Source organism: Labrys sp. WJW (assembly GCF_001676615.1).
Taxonomy (GTDB): domain Bacteria; phylum Pseudomonadota; class Alphaproteobacteria; order Rhizobiales; family Labraceae; genus Labrys; species Labrys sedimenti.
Map to the genome: position 1 here is coordinate 62,045 of NZ_LYXZ01000001.1, position 14,974 is coordinate 77,018.

The 14,974-nt window shown below is 64.6% G+C and carries 11 protein-coding genes; 10 read left to right on the forward strand and 1 reads right to left on the reverse strand.

Features of this window, described 5'->3' with window-relative positions:
* Positions 1 to 157 precede the first annotated feature (157 nt).
* The 3 genes from BA190_RS00245 to BA190_RS00255 all read left to right on the forward strand — a co-directional run bounded on the left by BA190_RS00245 (position 158) and on the right by BA190_RS00255 (position 8,994).
* Positions 158 to 1,027: a MurR/RpiR family transcriptional regulator gene (locus BA190_RS00245; protein ID WP_245314463.1), complete on the forward strand. Its 870-nt coding sequence runs from the start codon at positions 158 to 160 to the stop codon at positions 1,025 to 1,027.
* An 83-nt stretch (positions 1,028 to 1,110) separates the two neighbouring features.
* Positions 1,111 to 8,706, forward strand: coding sequence for an SH3 domain-containing protein (locus tag BA190_RS00250; protein WP_068281409.1), 7,596 nt, complete (start codon positions 1,111 to 1,113; stop codon positions 8,704 to 8,706).
* Positions 8,707 to 8,814: 108 nt separating this feature from the next.
* On the forward strand, positions 8,815 to 8,994 hold the full coding sequence (locus tag BA190_RS00255) for a hypothetical protein (RefSeq protein WP_068281410.1): 180 nt from the start codon (positions 8,815 to 8,817) through the stop codon (positions 8,992 to 8,994).
* A 238-nt stretch (positions 8,995 to 9,232) separates the two neighbouring features.
* Here BA190_RS00255 and BA190_RS00260 read toward each other — a convergent pair whose 3' ends face one another.
* Complete coding sequence (locus BA190_RS00260) at positions 9,233 to 9,916, reverse strand: L,D-transpeptidase (RefSeq protein ID WP_068281411.1); 684 nt, start codon at positions 9,914 to 9,916, stop codon at positions 9,233 to 9,235.
* 279 nt (positions 9,917 to 10,195) lie between these two features.
* Between BA190_RS00260 and BA190_RS00265 the strand changes: the two genes are divergently transcribed.
* The 7 genes from BA190_RS00265 to BA190_RS00295 are packed head-to-tail and all read left to right on the forward strand — an operon-like array spanning position 10,196 to position 14,966.
* Positions 10,196 to 10,870 carry a type III secretion protein gene (locus BA190_RS00265; RefSeq protein ID WP_156771302.1) on the forward strand — a complete coding sequence of 225 codons (675 nt, stop codon included), beginning with the start codon at positions 10,196 to 10,198 and terminating at the stop codon, positions 10,868 to 10,870.
* Positions 10,867 to 11,049, forward strand: a complete 183-nt coding sequence (locus BA190_RS00270) for a hypothetical protein (protein ID WP_068281412.1) — start codon at positions 10,867 to 10,869, stop codon at positions 11,047 to 11,049. Before BA190_RS00265 ends, BA190_RS00270 begins: the two co-directional genes overlap by 4 nt.
* Positions 11,050 to 11,099: 50 nt before the next feature.
* A complete protein-coding gene (locus BA190_RS00275) occupies positions 11,100 to 11,534 on the forward strand; it encodes a hypothetical protein (RefSeq protein WP_068281413.1) in 435 nt (144 codons plus the stop codon).
* Positions 11,535 to 11,566: 32 nt separating this feature from the next.
* Positions 11,567 to 12,379 (forward strand): type III secretion system inner membrane ring lipoprotein SctJ, encoded by an 813-nt coding sequence (gene sctJ / locus BA190_RS00280; protein WP_068281414.1) that lies wholly within the window; start codon positions 11,567 to 11,569, stop codon positions 12,377 to 12,379.
* A complete protein-coding gene (locus tag BA190_RS00285) occupies positions 12,376 to 12,990 on the forward strand; it encodes a hypothetical protein (protein WP_068281415.1) in 615 nt (204 codons plus the stop codon). Before sctJ ends, BA190_RS00285 begins: the two co-directional genes overlap by 4 nt.
* A 3-nt stretch (positions 12,991 to 12,993) precedes the next feature.
* Positions 12,994 to 13,617, forward strand: coding sequence for a type III secretion system stator protein SctL (gene sctL, locus BA190_RS00290; RefSeq protein WP_068281416.1), 624 nt, complete (start codon positions 12,994 to 12,996; stop codon positions 13,615 to 13,617).
* Entirely contained in the window at positions 13,614 to 14,966 is a 1,353-nt protein-coding gene (locus tag BA190_RS00295; RefSeq protein WP_068281417.1) for a FliI/YscN family ATPase, read from the forward strand. Before sctL ends, BA190_RS00295 begins: the two co-directional genes overlap by 4 nt.
* The last annotated feature ends 8 nt before the right edge of the window (positions 14,967 to 14,974 follow it).

Sequence of the window (14,974 nt, forward strand, 5' to 3'; positions counted from 1 at the left end):
ATCGCTCGGATCGCCGTCACCGGCATGCTAGTGAATCTTAGAATGAAAGTCCATTTGGAATGCGTGCTATTAATAAGTTCCAATTGTTGCATTGGCGAAGGCCATGTCATACTCTTGTCATCAATAGATTTGGGTCGTCGCAATGAGAGAAGGTCCGTTGACGCAGCTCCTGGTCGAGCGGTTCGAGACCATGCCGTCGCAACTGAAGCTGGCGGCCCGGTTCGTTCTGGACCACCCCCAGGAAGTGGCGCTGATATCGATGCGCGAGCAGGCGCAGCGGGCTGGCGTCTCGCATTCCACCATGATGCGTCTGGCCCGCTGGCTGGGCCTGGAAGCCTATGAAGACATGCGCGCTCTCTACGCGCAGGCACTACGTGAGCCAGGCGCCAAATCGGCCGCCAAACCGGCGGAAGCGGTGGAGACACCGAACGTGGCGGAGGACGGCCAAGGCTATTCGACAGTCAGCGCGACTACCGACATGCTCGCCGCCCAGGTCGCCCGCCTGGGCGAATATACGAGTGCCATGCAGCATGTCGCCGTCGCCGACATCCTGATCGGCGCGCGGCGTGTCTATTGCCTGGGGCTGCGCTCGGAACAGGTCGTCGCGACTCACTTTTCCCGCCTGCTTTCGCTGTTCGACGATCGCGGCACACTGCTCGACGCTGCCGCCAAGGGCGAGGTCGACGCCCTTCGCCATGCCGGTCCCGGGGACGTCATGCTGGTGGTCGGCATGGCGCCCTATGCCCGCGCCACCGTCGAGGTGGCACGCCGTGCGGCCAAGCGCGGCGTGACCATCGTGGCAATCACCGACAGCCGCGTGTCGCCGCTGGCTCGCCTGGCCCGTGCCAGCGTCATCGTCACGGTCGAATCCCATTCCTTCTTCAGGAGCGTTACGCCGGCCCTCGCGGCGGCGGAGATCCTGATCGCCCTCATCGCTCAACGGTCCGGCGTCGACGTCAAGGAAGCGATGCGTGCCGTGGAACAGCACCTCACCGAATACGATGTCTACTGGACGCCTTCACGATGAGGCGGCCACCGTCACTTTGAGATCCGGCTCAAGCGTTCCGGTGGAGGTGCGCAGGAGATCGGGCTGCTTTGGAGATACAACGCATGGTCGTTCGTCCCATCTTTTTGCCGCCGCCACCACCGAAGATCACCCCCAAGAATAACATCGACCGCATCGCAGAACTTCGGGCTCAGGCGCAAAAGCTTCGCGAGCAGATCCGGCTCGCGCAGAAGATGGGCGAGGCCGAAGAGGCCACCAAGCTGCAGAAGGAACTCAAGCAGACCAATACGGAACTGACGAAACTCGAGCCGCCGCCGGCGGCACCGAGCCCGGTCGTTGCGCCGCTGGCCCTGGCGAGCAACACACCCCTGTTCAAGACGTCCGGCACGCCGACGGTGACCCCGGCTTTGTTCCTCACGCCGCAGAGCGGCACGCCGGCGGTCGTACAGGTCGACAATCCGGCTCCCGTCGATACGCCGAAACCGGGAGCGGATGCCGGTGCGATCGTCAAGGACGTGCAGGCAGGCAAGAGCGTCGACCAGATCGCCACCGAACGCGGATTGACGCGCGACCAGGTGCTCAATGAGCTCAAGGCCGGCGGCCTCGGCATCAAGACGACCGACCCGAAGAGCGACAATGGCGACGTCCGCACCACTGAGATCAGCGATCCCAAGACCGGCCAGACCGTCACTGAATATTACGATTTCCAGCACGGCACCTACTACACGCAGGTGAAGGACGCCAAGGGCAAGGAAACCGACACACCGGTGCGCGACGAATCCGGCCAGAAGATCACCACGAACTATGACCCGAAGACGGGGACGACGACGACCCGCCGCGAGGACGATCTGGGAACCGGAACCATCACCCAGACGACGCAACTTTCCACCGGCGTGACGACGGTGAAGACGACCGGAGCGGACGGCAAGTCCACCACGGTGGTAACCGACGCCAAGGGGCAGAAGACGACGCTCGCCGCCAACCAGGATCCGACCCGCAAGGGGGCCGAGGGTATCGAGAAGGATGTCGCCGCCGGCAAGAGCATCGACCAGATCGCTGCCGAACGCGGGTTGACCAAGGAGCAGGTGACCGCGCAGCTCGCGGCTGCCGGCCTCGAGGTCAAGACGAACCAACCCACCAGCGACAATGGCGACGTGCAATCGACCGAGATCGTCGACCAGAAGACCGGCAAAACCGTCACCGGCTATTACCAGGACTATCAGCACGATTCCCGCACCGTGCGCACGACCGACGACAAGGGCAATGCGGTCACCACCAGCACGGAAGCCAATGGGACCGAGACCAAGAGTGTGGTCGAAGGCAATGGCCGCACCACGCGCACCGTGAAGCAGGGCAAGGACACCACCGTCTCCGTGACCTTCAACGGCTACACGCTGACCACCAAGCCGGATGGCAGCATGACGCTGCACGATGATGCCAGCGGACGCGACGTCAAGGTCAAGCCCGACAGCGCCGAAGCGGTACTCGCCCAGACCCTCGTTTCCATCGATCCCAAGAGCGCCGATCCGAAGGAAGCCAAGAAGGCTGAGATCGTCAAGACCACACTCGACGGCATCTTCGCCGGCGAGGAACTGCCCGACCTGCAGCAGGCCGTCACAGACCTGCACCAAAAAACCCAGGACGCCATCGGAAAATATGGCGAGGGCCAGCCCGGCACCAATCCGACGGCGGAAAACCCCTATGGCACCCCGCCCCCCGGCAAGGCGCCGTCCGGTGGCGCTTGGGTGCCGATGAACGGCAAATGGGTCGACCCGGTGGTGGCCAAGGCGATGGCCGCCGAAAACGTCGCCATCGGGCAGCGGGCCGAGGCCAGTGCCAAGGTCAACCAGTCGCAGGCGCAATTGAACGTCTATGCACTCGATCCCGCCTATAAGGGCGCGATGGCCGACGCCAAGGCCCTGCTCGACGACAAGCTGGCTCCCTTCGGCCTGCAATGGAACGCGCCGACGCCGGAGGGTTCGCTCGCCGATGCCAAGAAGGCCCTCACCGACGCCAACACCCAGCTCACCAATGCGACCACGGCGCGCGAGGCCTACGAGAAGGCCCAGAGCCTTCTCGACCAGGCGATCACCAAGCAGGCGACATTGCCGCCTCCGCCGCCCCTGCCCGGGCAGGCGACGGTAAGAGCCACGGCCGCCAACGATCATACCAATTACGAATTGAAGGACGCCCAGTCCAAGGCGGCCCATGACGACGTGACCGCGCTGTTCTACCAGGCCGGGCTCTCTTCCAGCCAGGGCGACAAGGCGCTGGCGGACTATCTGGTCGGCGTCCGGCAGCAGGAGGTCAACGCCACCAAGCCGGGTACGCCCGAGCGCACGGCGGCTGAGAAAAATCTCAGCGATGCCAAGACATTGAGCGAGAATGCCGGCAAGCAGGTCGATGCGGCGACCGCCTATTCCAACTTCTATTCGGCCACGAGCACGCTTTCTGGCCAAGAGGTTCAGGCCACCGATCTCAGGCAGAAGATTCTGGCACAGTACCAAGCCGCCCATCCGGACATGTTCGATTGGAACGAAGAATATTCCACTGCTGGCGGCGACTATCTGGGCAAGATCAAGGAACAGAACGTCATAGAGGATCCCAAGGATCATCAGCTCTATCTGGAGACCAAATACGAGCACGATACCAAGCGGGTTCAACTGACCTTCGCGGCCAGCGACAAGAACATCCGCGAGGACCTGCGCAACGGCGAGCTCAACAAGCAGTGGCAGGCGCTTCTCAACAACCCCGCCAACGCCAATATGTGCTACGCCGACGGCCGGGGCGGCCTGGCGGCGGCCAAGGCGGCGCAGGTCTCCGCCGGCCAGCAGATCCAGGCGATGATGAAGGACCAGCTCGGCCTGGTGCGGGACGGTCTAGACAAGCAGATCACAGGGCTCAAGACCGATCTCGACGGCGCCCTCAAGCAGCATGGCCCGGGCAGTGTCGAGGCGCCGGCAGGCCTGCTGCCCCCGGGTACCCAGCCCGTGGAAGTCACGGTCGATGGCCAGAAGGTTGGGGTAGCACCCGACATGGCCGGCGACGTGCAGCGCGGCGGTATCGATGCCATCGTCAAGGCCGGCAAGCCTGTTCGCATGGAGATCAACGGCCAGTGGCTGTGGGTGCATCCCGACGTCGCGGCGGCGCAGATCCGGCTCGACGCGGCGCAGGATCAGCGCGCCAGCGTCGAGAATGCCCGCCAATCGGCCGAGCGTTCCGAACAATGGTATTCCTTCCTGCTGACCCAGCCGCTCAAGCTGTTGGACGATGCGGGATCGGCGCCCTACTACGCCCATCTCCAGAGTGTCTATCTCGACGACCATCGCGACCAGGCGATGTCGGTCTACCAGGCTACGTTCCAGAACCTCTACAATTCCGGCTACAATGACCAGTTCAAGCCGCTCGAGGGTCGCCAGGCCCAGGAAGGGCTGGTTGCACGCACGCTCGGCTTGGATACCTCCAGCGAAGACGGCCGCACGACCCTCGACAAGGTGGTCGACGAGATCCGCGACATCGGCGGCAACACCACCTCCGTCAAGGTCGTGCCCCTGTTCTATGTCGACGACAAGGTCGGTGCGCAACAGGTCTCGCTTTTCGCCGTCCAGGACGGCGAAAAGACCTGGTATGTCGACGCAACCGGCCAAAAATTCGAGTCCATCAAGGATTTCCAGGACAACAACCGCCAGTTCCAGGAAAGCGGCAAGCTGATCGTGCCGACCGGTCTCAACATGAAGCCCGGGGCCGACGGCAAGATCGACCTGGAGGTCGTGCAGGCCCGCAATGTCTCGACCTTCGACAAGATCGTCGATCCGATCGTGGGCATCGGCACCGCCCTCGCCACGGCCGTCGCCGTCATACCCAATCCCTTCTCGCCGCTCGCCGCCGGCGTAGCCTATGCCGGGGGCGCCTATCTCGGCACCCGCGCCGTCATCAAGGAAGTGGACTATCTCCACCATGGCGGCGAACTGGGCGACATGGAATCGATGATGAACATCGGCACGGTGGCCACCACCGTCCTGCCGATGGGATCGAGCGTGCTGCGCACCATCGGCATGGCGAAAACCACGGAATTGTCGGTGACGCAGGCGTTCCGGGCCAGCATCGGCATGACGGGGCAAGGCACCTCCGTCGCCACGACGGCAGACGCCTATATGAGAAGTTCGGGCGGGCTCAACCGCACCGCGCGGGGCCTCGACTGGGCAGCCATCGGCACGGGCGTGCCGCTGACGGCAGTATCGGCCCATGACCTGGCCGCCTATGGCGACCAGATGAGCGGCCTGGAATTCGCCAGCGCGCTGACCAGCCTCGGGGTCGGCGTGGCCGGCACGGGCCTGGGTGTCAAGGGACTGCGAGCCACCCGGCCACTCGCGGCCGACGAGTCGGCCGGGGGATCCCACCCGACGACCTTGCCTGCATCGGTCAATACACGCTCGTTCGGCTCGGAAAACGGCCGCACGCTGAACTATCTTCCCGACGGCACGGTGAAGATCGGCGGGCAGCCTGTCGCTGCCAAGGACCTTTCGATCGGGCTGTCCAACAAGGGCGCGATCGACAAGGACACCTTCCTCGTGATCGCCGACGAGACCAACCTGCCCGGCGCGACCCAATTGATCGCAGACCTGCGCAATACCGGCTATCGCGACGGCCAGAGCATCACGATCCTCGCCTGCCGCGCCGGTTCCCTCGACCATCAAACCGGCAGTCCCCTCACGCGGTCCCTCGCCGGCGAGGTGGCAGACAGGCTCGGCGTGCGGACGCGCGCCTATGACGGACCTGTCGAGCTTGCCGACGCCATCAAGCCTGCCGAGGGAGGCAAGGAGGTGGTGGAACTGCCCGGCCTGCCCCTGACCGATATTTCCGGGGGAGCAACGCTCCAGCAGCCCAACCATGCCGCTCAAGAGGGCTTCTGGTTCAAAGGTGGCAAGAATACTGCGCCTCCTGCCTCCCCGAGCAACGTGCATGTTGCCGGCGATGGCCCCATCGACCCGATCACTCTGGGCAAGAAGACCGGCCCCAATCCTTCGGGGCAATCGCCGAAAAGCACGCCTCCCACGCGCAAGCAATTGCAGACCACCGATCCCAAACAGTTGGACTTCACCCAGCTCAACGCCAAAAACGTGCCCTGGCTGAAGCCAGACCAAGTCGCTGCGTTCACGCCCAAGCAATGGGAAGCCTTCAAACAAGCCGGACTGCAGGGTTCGCTCACGCGCAGCCAATTGCAGGCGATTCCGGAAAACAGGATCAGGAATATCGACGCCGGATCCCTGACGAAATCCCAGGTTCGCTCGCTGACCAAGGCTCAGGTTGCGGCCCTCAATGGCAAGCAATTGCAGGGGCTCCATCAGGCGGGCCTGCAGGAGCATCTGACTCAGGGCCAGATCGGGGTGATACCCGACAATCGCGTCCAGTATCTCGATAGCGCCAGTTTGACGAAAAGACAGATCGAGGGCCTCTCTCAGGCCCAGATCGCGGCAATGACCAACAGCCAATGGAAAGCCTTCAATCAGGCCGGGCTGCTGCCTCATCTGTCGCGGTCTCAAACGCGCTCGATTCCGGAGAACCGCATTGCAGACCTGAATATCGGCTCCATGCTGCCCAAGCAGGTCTCCTGGCTGACCTTGAAGCAATGGGAAGCCTTCAAGCGATCCGGCCTGCAGGGGCAGCTGACGCAGGCCCAGATCGGTGCGATCCCGAGCAATCGCGTCAAATATCTCGACATCGCCAGTCTGGACGCCAACCAGGCCGGATGGCTGAAACCCGATCAGCTTTCGGCACTCACCAAGTCGCAGATCAGAGCCTTTTCCGGCGAACAGCTGCGCGCTCTGCCCAATGCATCCGTCGCAGATATGGCAGCCACTCTGACACGCGAACAGATTCCTGAATTGACGCTGGCGCAGATGGAGGCGGTTGGCGACACCCAGAAGAAAGCGATGAGCGAGGAAGGGCGCAAGCTCCTGGACGAACTCATCGAGGTCCGCAACCTGTCTCCGGATGACATCGCCCGCCTCTCGCCGAGCGGAATCATCAATCTCACGCCGGATCAATTGAGGGATCTGACGCCGGATCAGTTGCGCGCCATTGCGCCCAAACGCATCAAATATCTCGATCTGGCCGAGCTCAGCCCCTCGCAACTGGCTGAGTTGACGCCAGAGCAGGTGAAAAAACTCAGGCCGAGCCAATTGGCAGGCCTGAAGGACGATCAATTGCAGGCCCTCACGCCAGCCCAGGTCGATGTGCTCAAGCCTTTCCAGACCGCCCTGCTGAAGGCCAACCAGCGCTCGGCCCTCAACGGCTACACGCCCGCCTCGGCGCCAGTGCGGGCGCTGGCAAAAATGCGCGCGATGGGCGTCGACGATCTCGTTCTCACCACGACCGCCACGGCCACCTTTGCCGCCGTCTGGCCAGCCCTGCCACCGCATATCCAAGCCTATATGCGAGCCGGCGGTCTCGCCTGGCGCGGTCTGACCATGAGCGCCACTGCGGCCCTGCCGGGCAAATGGACGGCGCTCCACACGCCGCTGGGCCGCATCATGAAGATCGGCGATGCCTTGAGCTATCTGCCGACCCAGGCGGCCGGCATCCCCACCTCGGTCACTCTGGGCGGTGCCGGCGGAGCCTTGTTTGAAGGAAGCAACGCCTTCTATTTCGCCAAGGCCGTGCGCGAAGCCCGCACCGGGCGGCCGACCATGCCGATGGCTGACAAATGGAACCTGCCCTCCTATGCGATCGGGAGCGGCCTCTCGCTCGGCGATTCCATCCCCAAGGACGGCTCGAACCTCTCGAGCCTGCCTGGCATGCCGGATTTCGTGTCAAAAGGGTTCGACTTCGTTCCGGGCGCCGCCGATACGGTCGACAATGCCGCCTTCCTCCTCGGTTCGGCCTATCTGTGGGCACGCGGTGCCCGGACGGGACTGGGACGCGGGAAATGGGAGCCTAGTATGTCAGGCTTCGATCGTGTCGTCTTCGGTGTCACCTTCGGCGGCGGCATGATCCTGTTCAGCGGCATCGTGGTCGCGAACTGGCTGGATCAGCAGAACAAGACAAATGCCCCCGGGGTACAGCCCTCCGGCAACACCACCTCCACGCCAACGCCGACAACACCGGTGCCGACAACGCCAACACCGACGCCGTCAAAGACGACGCCAGCACCCACGACCTCGCCTACGGCCACGAGTTCCTCAACCCCCTCGCCGACCACGACGAAGACGGGGCCGAACAAGCCTCTTCCGAGAGAACCCGGCACGCCCGAGGCGACGCCGGCCCAGTTCGTCGTCTCGGCGGATGACGGGCTCAATCTGCGCGGAGAGCCGGCTGGCGATTCCGGTGTGGTGACAGTGATCCGGCCGGGCTCCCTGGTCAAGGAAACGGGTGTTTCCAAAACCGACGAATCCGGCAAGACCTGGGTTCCCGTCAGTGCCCACGGTGCGGATGGCACGGAGCATATGGGCTGGGTCGAGGCCAGTTTCGTGCAGACCCATCCGGCCGGGGCGCAGGATGGCGAGGGACGCCTCAATCCCGAGCTCGAACGCCAGGGTTACCAGCCGATCATCGCCCGCGATGGCGATACGATGGGTGGCATCGCGCGCAACCATTCGGCCGATGTGCGGGAAACGGTATTGCTCAACATGGGCCATATCGCCATTCCGGACGTCATCTTTGCCGGGGACCGCATCTACCTGCCCGGCGCGACGGCATGAGATGAGTTCGGAAGCGTTCGTCGCCCGCGGCAGTCCGATCTTGCCTTGATTCAAGTCAATGCAGGGCACCGGTGACAGGTCCACTCTGCCCCAGCTTCGAAGCGAGCCATGGGGGCACAGATGGGCCTGATCATTCGATTGTTGCTGTTCGTGGCGGCGCCCGTCGCCGCCCTTTTCGTGGCCAAGGATTCCCTGAATTTCCAGATCGCCCAGGTGTTTTTCGCGATGATGATCTTCATCGCTATCGGGGTGATCGCGGCATTCTGGGCTGCCGGCAAAAAGACCTGATTCTTCCGGTGCGGCCATCCCCGGGAAGCCCAAAGGCCAGGCGATTCAAAAAATCGTGCAAGAACAATTGGTTACAGAAGGGCACGGCCAGGTAAGAGTGTTTCTCGCCCGAAGCGGCCGATAGGCTCGTTCTAGACGCCAGCCCCGGTTCGGCAGGCCGGCGCAGCACCCGGAACGGTTGCGGCATGCGCCTACCGGCAATTTCTACAAGAATTTATCAGTATTTTCGTACCTCCTGCTAACGCACGACGACCTCGGCGCCAATCGAGGCGCGTTGATAGAGATCAATCACGTCATCGTTCGTCATGCGGATGCAGCCCGAAGAATTGGCCGTGCCGACAGTCCAGGGCGCGTTCGTGCCGTGGATGCGATAGAGCGTGTTGCCGATATAGAGCGCGCGCGCACCGAGCGGGTTGTTGGGTCCACCGGCCAATCGCACCGGCAGGTAATGGCCCTGCGCGGCCTCTCTTTCCCGCATTTCGGCAGGCGGACGCCAATCAGGCCATTCCTTCTTGTCGAGAATGCGGTCCCGACCCGACCAGGAAAAGCCCTCGCGCCCGACCCCGATGGCATATTTGAGTGCCTTGCCATCACCGAGAACGTAGTAGAGGCGGCGTTCGCCCGTGTCGACGATGATCGACCCCTTGGGATGGGGTTCGGCGAAGGCCACGACTTCACGCGCGATCGGCGGCGTGCGCCTCGTCGCCGGCTGGCGAGTGTCCCCTGGGGCAGGCTCGTCAACGACGTCCCCCGGATTGTCCGAAGGCGCGATGACCACGTCCTGCTCGCCGTCATAGACCCATGTACGCGGATCGTAGCCGCCAGCCTGGGCCGCGGCGATACCCATCATCGACAATGACACGATGCCGGCGATGGCGACAGCCATCGTGGCTCTGCGCAGCAAGGCGGCTCGCAGGATCATGGGTTTGCCACGCAGCCGGCGGCACGCAGGACGACGCCTTGCTTCAACCGTCATTTCCCCTGCTCTCCCCTGCGCGCCGCCCCGTTCGAAAACCGTAACAACGTACCTCCAGCCGCAACACGAATCTGAAGCATTTGGCACTTGTCTATGGCTCTATAATCCAATTGGACTTTCATTTCAGCGACGATCACGATAATGTGCGGCACGGTTTGGCAGGCAAATCATGCCGCACGGGACTCACGCTCGAAGAGCGAATGCGTCGTTGCACAGGTAAGGGGCATGGAATTTGAGACCAGCAGGATGGCCATGGGGACGCGTCGTCGCTCTCCCGTCATTCTCGGCTTCGCAGTCGGATTTTGCCTGTGCGTGGCTGTTTTACCCGCGCGCGCAGCCGAACCTGACTGGCCCGCCGGTCCCTACAGATACATCACCATCGACCAGTCGGTACGCGACGCCTTGACTGAGTTCGGCCGCAACATCCATGTCCCGGTCAAGCTCAGCGACGGCGTGAAGGGTCGCCTGAGTGCCGGTATGCCGATGGGAACGGCGCGCGAGTTCCTGCAATGGGTCTGCGACCGCTACGGACTGGTCTGGTATTATGATGGCTCTAGCCTGGCCGTGGCGACCGAAGCCGAAATGCGTACCGACATGTTCAAGGTCGACGCAGCCACCCTGCCCGGCATCCCTGGCCGGCTGCGGGAACTCGGCGTCGCCGATGCACGCTACCCCATCAAGATCGCCCAGAACGAGCGGGTCGTCTCGGTTTCCGGCCCACCCGCCTATATCGACGCCGTCCGCAAGGCGCTCGGCGTGCTGACCGAGCCGTCCGGCCCAACGCGGGCGCGCGAAGTCGACGGCTCGGCCGAGAATGTCGTGCCCGTGCGTGTTTTCCGAGGCCGGCGCGCCGAGGTCGAGACCCCGCCTGCCGCCAAGCATCCAGGAGAGAGCAAATGAAGATCGAGAGCAACGGTATCAGCCCGACCAATCAGCCCGACCCGAGCAAGGAAAGCCAGGAGGCGGCCCTCCAGAAGCAGATGGAAGAAACCCTCGCCAACTTTGCCGTGAGCATGGCCCAGCAACAGGGCGACCGGGCTCTGGAGGGCATGCAGCAGGCCCGCAACGAGGAAGGGTGAGCTGGGCCCAGCAGGCAGGTCCCCCAATCGGCGATCGATGAGGATTGAACATGCAGCTTGCAGACGCTGCCATAGGCGCGGTTTCGGCGGCACCCACCCAGTTCCAGCCGACCCAGCCACAGGCGAATGTCGAGCATCAGCTCTTCGACTATCTCGTGGAGATGGAAAAGAGCGTCGGCAGAACCGGGCAGCCCAATGATCCCGCCGCTCTCGTCGGCGGTGCCCTCCACTCGCTCGAAGGGGTGGTGCAGCAGGCCCAGTCGGCCTTCGCCAAGAACGGGCCTCAGGCGGGTTCTGCCCCGCCGGCCGGCGAAGGGAGCGGCAATGTAGCGGCCGGCAATGAAGGGCCGCCGGGCCAGCCGAACGCGGATATGACGCTGGATCGCGCCATTTCCTTCATGTGGGCGGCAGCCAATGTCTCCGTCGCCATCAACAGCGTGACGGCCGCCACCGGCTCGGTCAACACGCTGATCAAACAGCAATAGTGCGTGGCGGGGGCTCTGTGAGGCCAGTATCGATGCATCGGTTGCCGGCCTGGCTGCGCCGGTTCGGCACCGTCTTTGCTCTTGTCGGCGTGCTGTTCCTGCAGGCCTGCACGGTGGAACTCTATACCGGCCTCAGCCAGCGCCAGGGCAACGAAGTGGTCGCCGCCCTGGTGCGCAAGGGCATTCCCGCCCAGCGCCAGATCGAAAAGGAAGGCACGGTGACCGTCCTGGTCGACAAGGCGCGTTTTGCCGAAGCCATGTCCGTGCTCGACGCGATCGGCCTGCCGAAGGAGAAATTCGCGACCCTGGGCCAGGTGTTCAAGCGCGACGGGCTCGTCTCCTCCCCGGTGGAAGAACGCGCGGCGATGATCTACGGCCTCAGCCAGGAACTCTCGCAAACCATCTCCGACATCGACGGCGTCCTGTCCGCCCGCGTGCATCTCGTCCTGCCGGAGAACGATCCGCTCAAGCAGCAGCTGGTGCCATCCTCGGCATCGGTCTTCATCCGCCATCGCACCTCGGTCGACATGAAGGAACTGGTGCCGCAGGTGAAGATGCTGATCGCCAACGGCGTCGCCGGGCTGACCTATGACAATGTTTCGGTCATCCTCGTGCCGGTCGCGACCCCTGTCGAGCCGGCGACGAGTGAGCCCGGCCTCACGAACTTCATGGGCATCTGGCTGCATCCCGACGACCTCGCACGTGCCATGTGGATCATCTACGGGCTGGTCGCCGTGGTCGTGCTCCTTGCCGGGAGCCTGGCCTATCTTCACTGGCGGCGGCGGCGCGATGTCTACGCCCTCGACAGCGCTCCTCCCCTTCGCGCCGTGAAGAGGGCGCCATGACCGGCAAGACCGACGCGGCCGACGCCTGGCAGTCCTTTCTGCACAAGCCGGCCCTTCATGCGATCGCCCCCCGCCTGGCTCCCTGTTTCGGCGGCACGCTGGGTGACGAGGCCTGCGCACATCTGCTCACCGCCGATCGGCTGGAGACAAGGCTTTCAAGCCTGATCGGCGAGCATTACGGTTTTTCTCCTCAGGAGCCGCAGGTCGAGGCGGGCGACCGGGCCATCGCGCTCTGCGATGCGGACCGGCTGGCCGATATCGCGCTGAAAGCCGGCGCGATCTACTGGGCCACCGCCTTCGCCGGCGTGATCCGTCGCGAGACGACGACGGCGCTGCATGCGCAACTCGGCGAAGCGCTGTGCGAATTCGCGGTGCTCAACCGCGACCTCGCCGGTCCCGAACAGGACCTCGAGCCGATCGCCGATCTGGCGGGGCGGGTTGCAGCCGATGGCTGGCGCTGCCTCGGCGCCTGGTGCAGCATCATGCCGGCGGGTGTCGGGGCGCGGGTCCGCCTGAAGCTGCCTCCCAGCCCGGAGCTCGACGACATCGCACCGGCGCCTTTCGCGCAATTGGGCCCGCCGATCGTGCGGCGGGCCGCGGGTTCGAGGTAGGCTATGGCAGGGCAGGACACAGGCCCCCTGGCCGATCGACCCAAGCGCCCGACAGGGCGCATCCTGCGCGCGACGGAGGCAAGGGCCTGGCAGGACGGCTACGGCTTTCTGGAAACCGCACGGCAGGACGCCGAACGCCTGCGCGAGGCAGGCCGGCGGGCCTATGCGGCCGAATATGCGCAGGGCTATGAGGACGGGCTTGTCGAAGGCAAGCGCGAGGCAGCGCGCCTCGTCACCGAGACGACGGCCAAGCTCGACCGCTATTTCGAGGGCGTTGAAAACCAGGTCGGCGACCTGGTGCTGGAAGTCGCCCGGCGCCTTCTCGGCAGCTTCGACCTCGACGAACTCGTCGCCAGGATCGCCCGCCAGGCCGTCGCCGAGGTGAGGCAGGCCAAATATCTCAGGCTCACCGTTCACCCCGACGCGCATGACAGGGTTCGCGAGGAATTGGGCGCACTCGCACGGGAGCGCCAATTCGGCTTCCCCATCGAGGTCGAGACCGACCCTGCCCTCGCGCGTGATGCCTGCATCGTGGCGAGTGAGGCCGCCGTGATCGATGCCGGGATCGGCACCCAGCTCGATGCCATCGCCGCTGCGCTCGGATCGACGAGAAAGGCGGCGTCATGACCGAGGCCTCCATCGACATCGACGCGCGGCTCGCCAATATCGTCCCGCGCCTCGGCAAGCGGCTGCGGGAGGAAAACCAGCGGGGCCGCAGCGGGCGGGTACGCGAAGTCGTCGGCGTCATCATCCATGCCACGGTGGAAGAGGCACGGCTCGGCGAGATCTGCGACCTCGTCGATCCGAAGACGGGCCGCCGCGTCAGGGCCGAGGTCGTCGGCATTGCCGACGGCTCTGCCGTGCTGGTTCCGCTCGACGACCTCGCCGGCCTGTCGAGCCTGACCGAAGTGATACCCGTCGCCGCCCAGCTGCAGATCGGCGTCGGACCGGGCTTGCTCGGCCGCGTGGTGAGCGCCCTTGGCGAACCGCTCGATGGCCGGCCACTCGATGGCGACGCGATCGAGGATCAGCGGCCCGTGCACGCCTTTCCTCCTTCACCGCTCTCCCGGGGGTTGATCAGCGAGCCGATCCAGCTCGGCATCCGCGCACTCGACGGCATGCTTACCTGCGCCCGCGGCCAGCGCATCGGCCTGTTCGGTGAGCCGGGCATCGGCAAATCGACCCTGCTCGCCAATATCGTGCGCGGCACCGACGCGGATGTGGCCGTGGTCGCGCTGGTGGGTGAGCGCGGCCGCGAGGTGCGCGAATTCGTCGAGCATGCGCTGGGCCCCGAAGGCATGGCGCGCACCATCATCGTCGCCGCGACCTCCGACCGGCCGGCCATCGAACGCGTCAAGGCCGCCTTCGTCGCGACCACCATCGCCGAATATTTCCGCGACCGAGGCCAGCACGTCCTGCTGGCGATGGACAACATCACCCGCTTCGCCCGCGCCCAACGCGAAATCGGCCTGGCTTCGGGCGAACCGCCGACGCGGCGCGGCTTTCCGCCCTCGCTGTTCGCGGCGCTGCCGCGCCTGCTCGAACGAGCCGGCCCGGGCCAGACCGGCACCATCACCGGCCTCTACAGCGTGTTGCTCGAAGGCGATGGCACGCTCGACCCGGTGGCCGAGGAGTTGCAGGCCCTGCTCGACGGCCATGTCTTCCTGTCGAGCGATCTGGCCCGCCGCGACCATTTCCCGGCGATCGACATCCTGCGCAGCAGAAGCCGCCTGATGAATGCGGTGGTCTCGCAACAGCACCGGGCCGACGCGACGCATATACGCGAGCTGATGTCGCGCCACGCCGAGGTGGAACTGTTGGTGCGCATCGGCGAATACCAGAAAGGCAGCGATGCCGTCGCCGACGAAGCCGTCGCCAAGATCGACCGGATCAACGCCTTCCTGCGCCAGCCCTCCGACCAGCAGGAAACCATGGAGCACACCGCCGAACGCTTGCGGGACATCGTTCATGGCTAAGCAGGCGG

Excerpts from the sequence above, each read along its gene's own strand:
- BA190_RS00265 (WP_156771302.1), top strand. The coding sequence starts at position 10,196 with ATGGAATTTGAGACCAGCAGGATGGCCATGGGGACGCGTCGTCGCTCT.
- BA190_RS00250 (WP_068281409.1), top strand. The coding sequence starts at position 1,111 with ATGGTCGTTCGTCCCATCTTTTTGCCGCCGCCACCACCGAAGATCACC.
- BA190_RS00285 (WP_068281415.1), top strand. The coding sequence starts at position 12,376 with ATGACCGGCAAGACCGACGCGGCCGACGCCTGGCAGTCCTTTCTGCAC.
- BA190_RS00255 (WP_068281410.1), top strand. The coding sequence starts at position 8,815 with ATGGGGGCACAGATGGGCCTGATCATTCGATTGTTGCTGTTCGTGGCG.
- BA190_RS00275 (WP_068281413.1), top strand. The coding sequence starts at position 11,100 with ATGCAGCTTGCAGACGCTGCCATAGGCGCGGTTTCGGCGGCACCCACC.
- BA190_RS00295 (WP_068281417.1), top strand. The coding sequence starts at position 13,614 with ATGACCGAGGCCTCCATCGACATCGACGCGCGGCTCGCCAATATCGTC.
- BA190_RS00260 (WP_068281411.1), bottom strand. The coding sequence starts at position 9,916 with ATGATCCTGCGAGCCGCCTTGCTGCGCAGAGCCACGATGGCTGTCGCC.
- BA190_RS00270 (WP_068281412.1), top strand. The coding sequence starts at position 10,867 with ATGAAGATCGAGAGCAACGGTATCAGCCCGACCAATCAGCCCGACCCG.
- sctL (WP_068281416.1), top strand. The coding sequence starts at position 12,994 with ATGGCAGGGCAGGACACAGGCCCCCTGGCCGATCGACCCAAGCGCCCG.
- sctJ (WP_068281414.1), top strand. The coding sequence starts at position 11,567 with ATGCATCGGTTGCCGGCCTGGCTGCGCCGGTTCGGCACCGTCTTTGCT.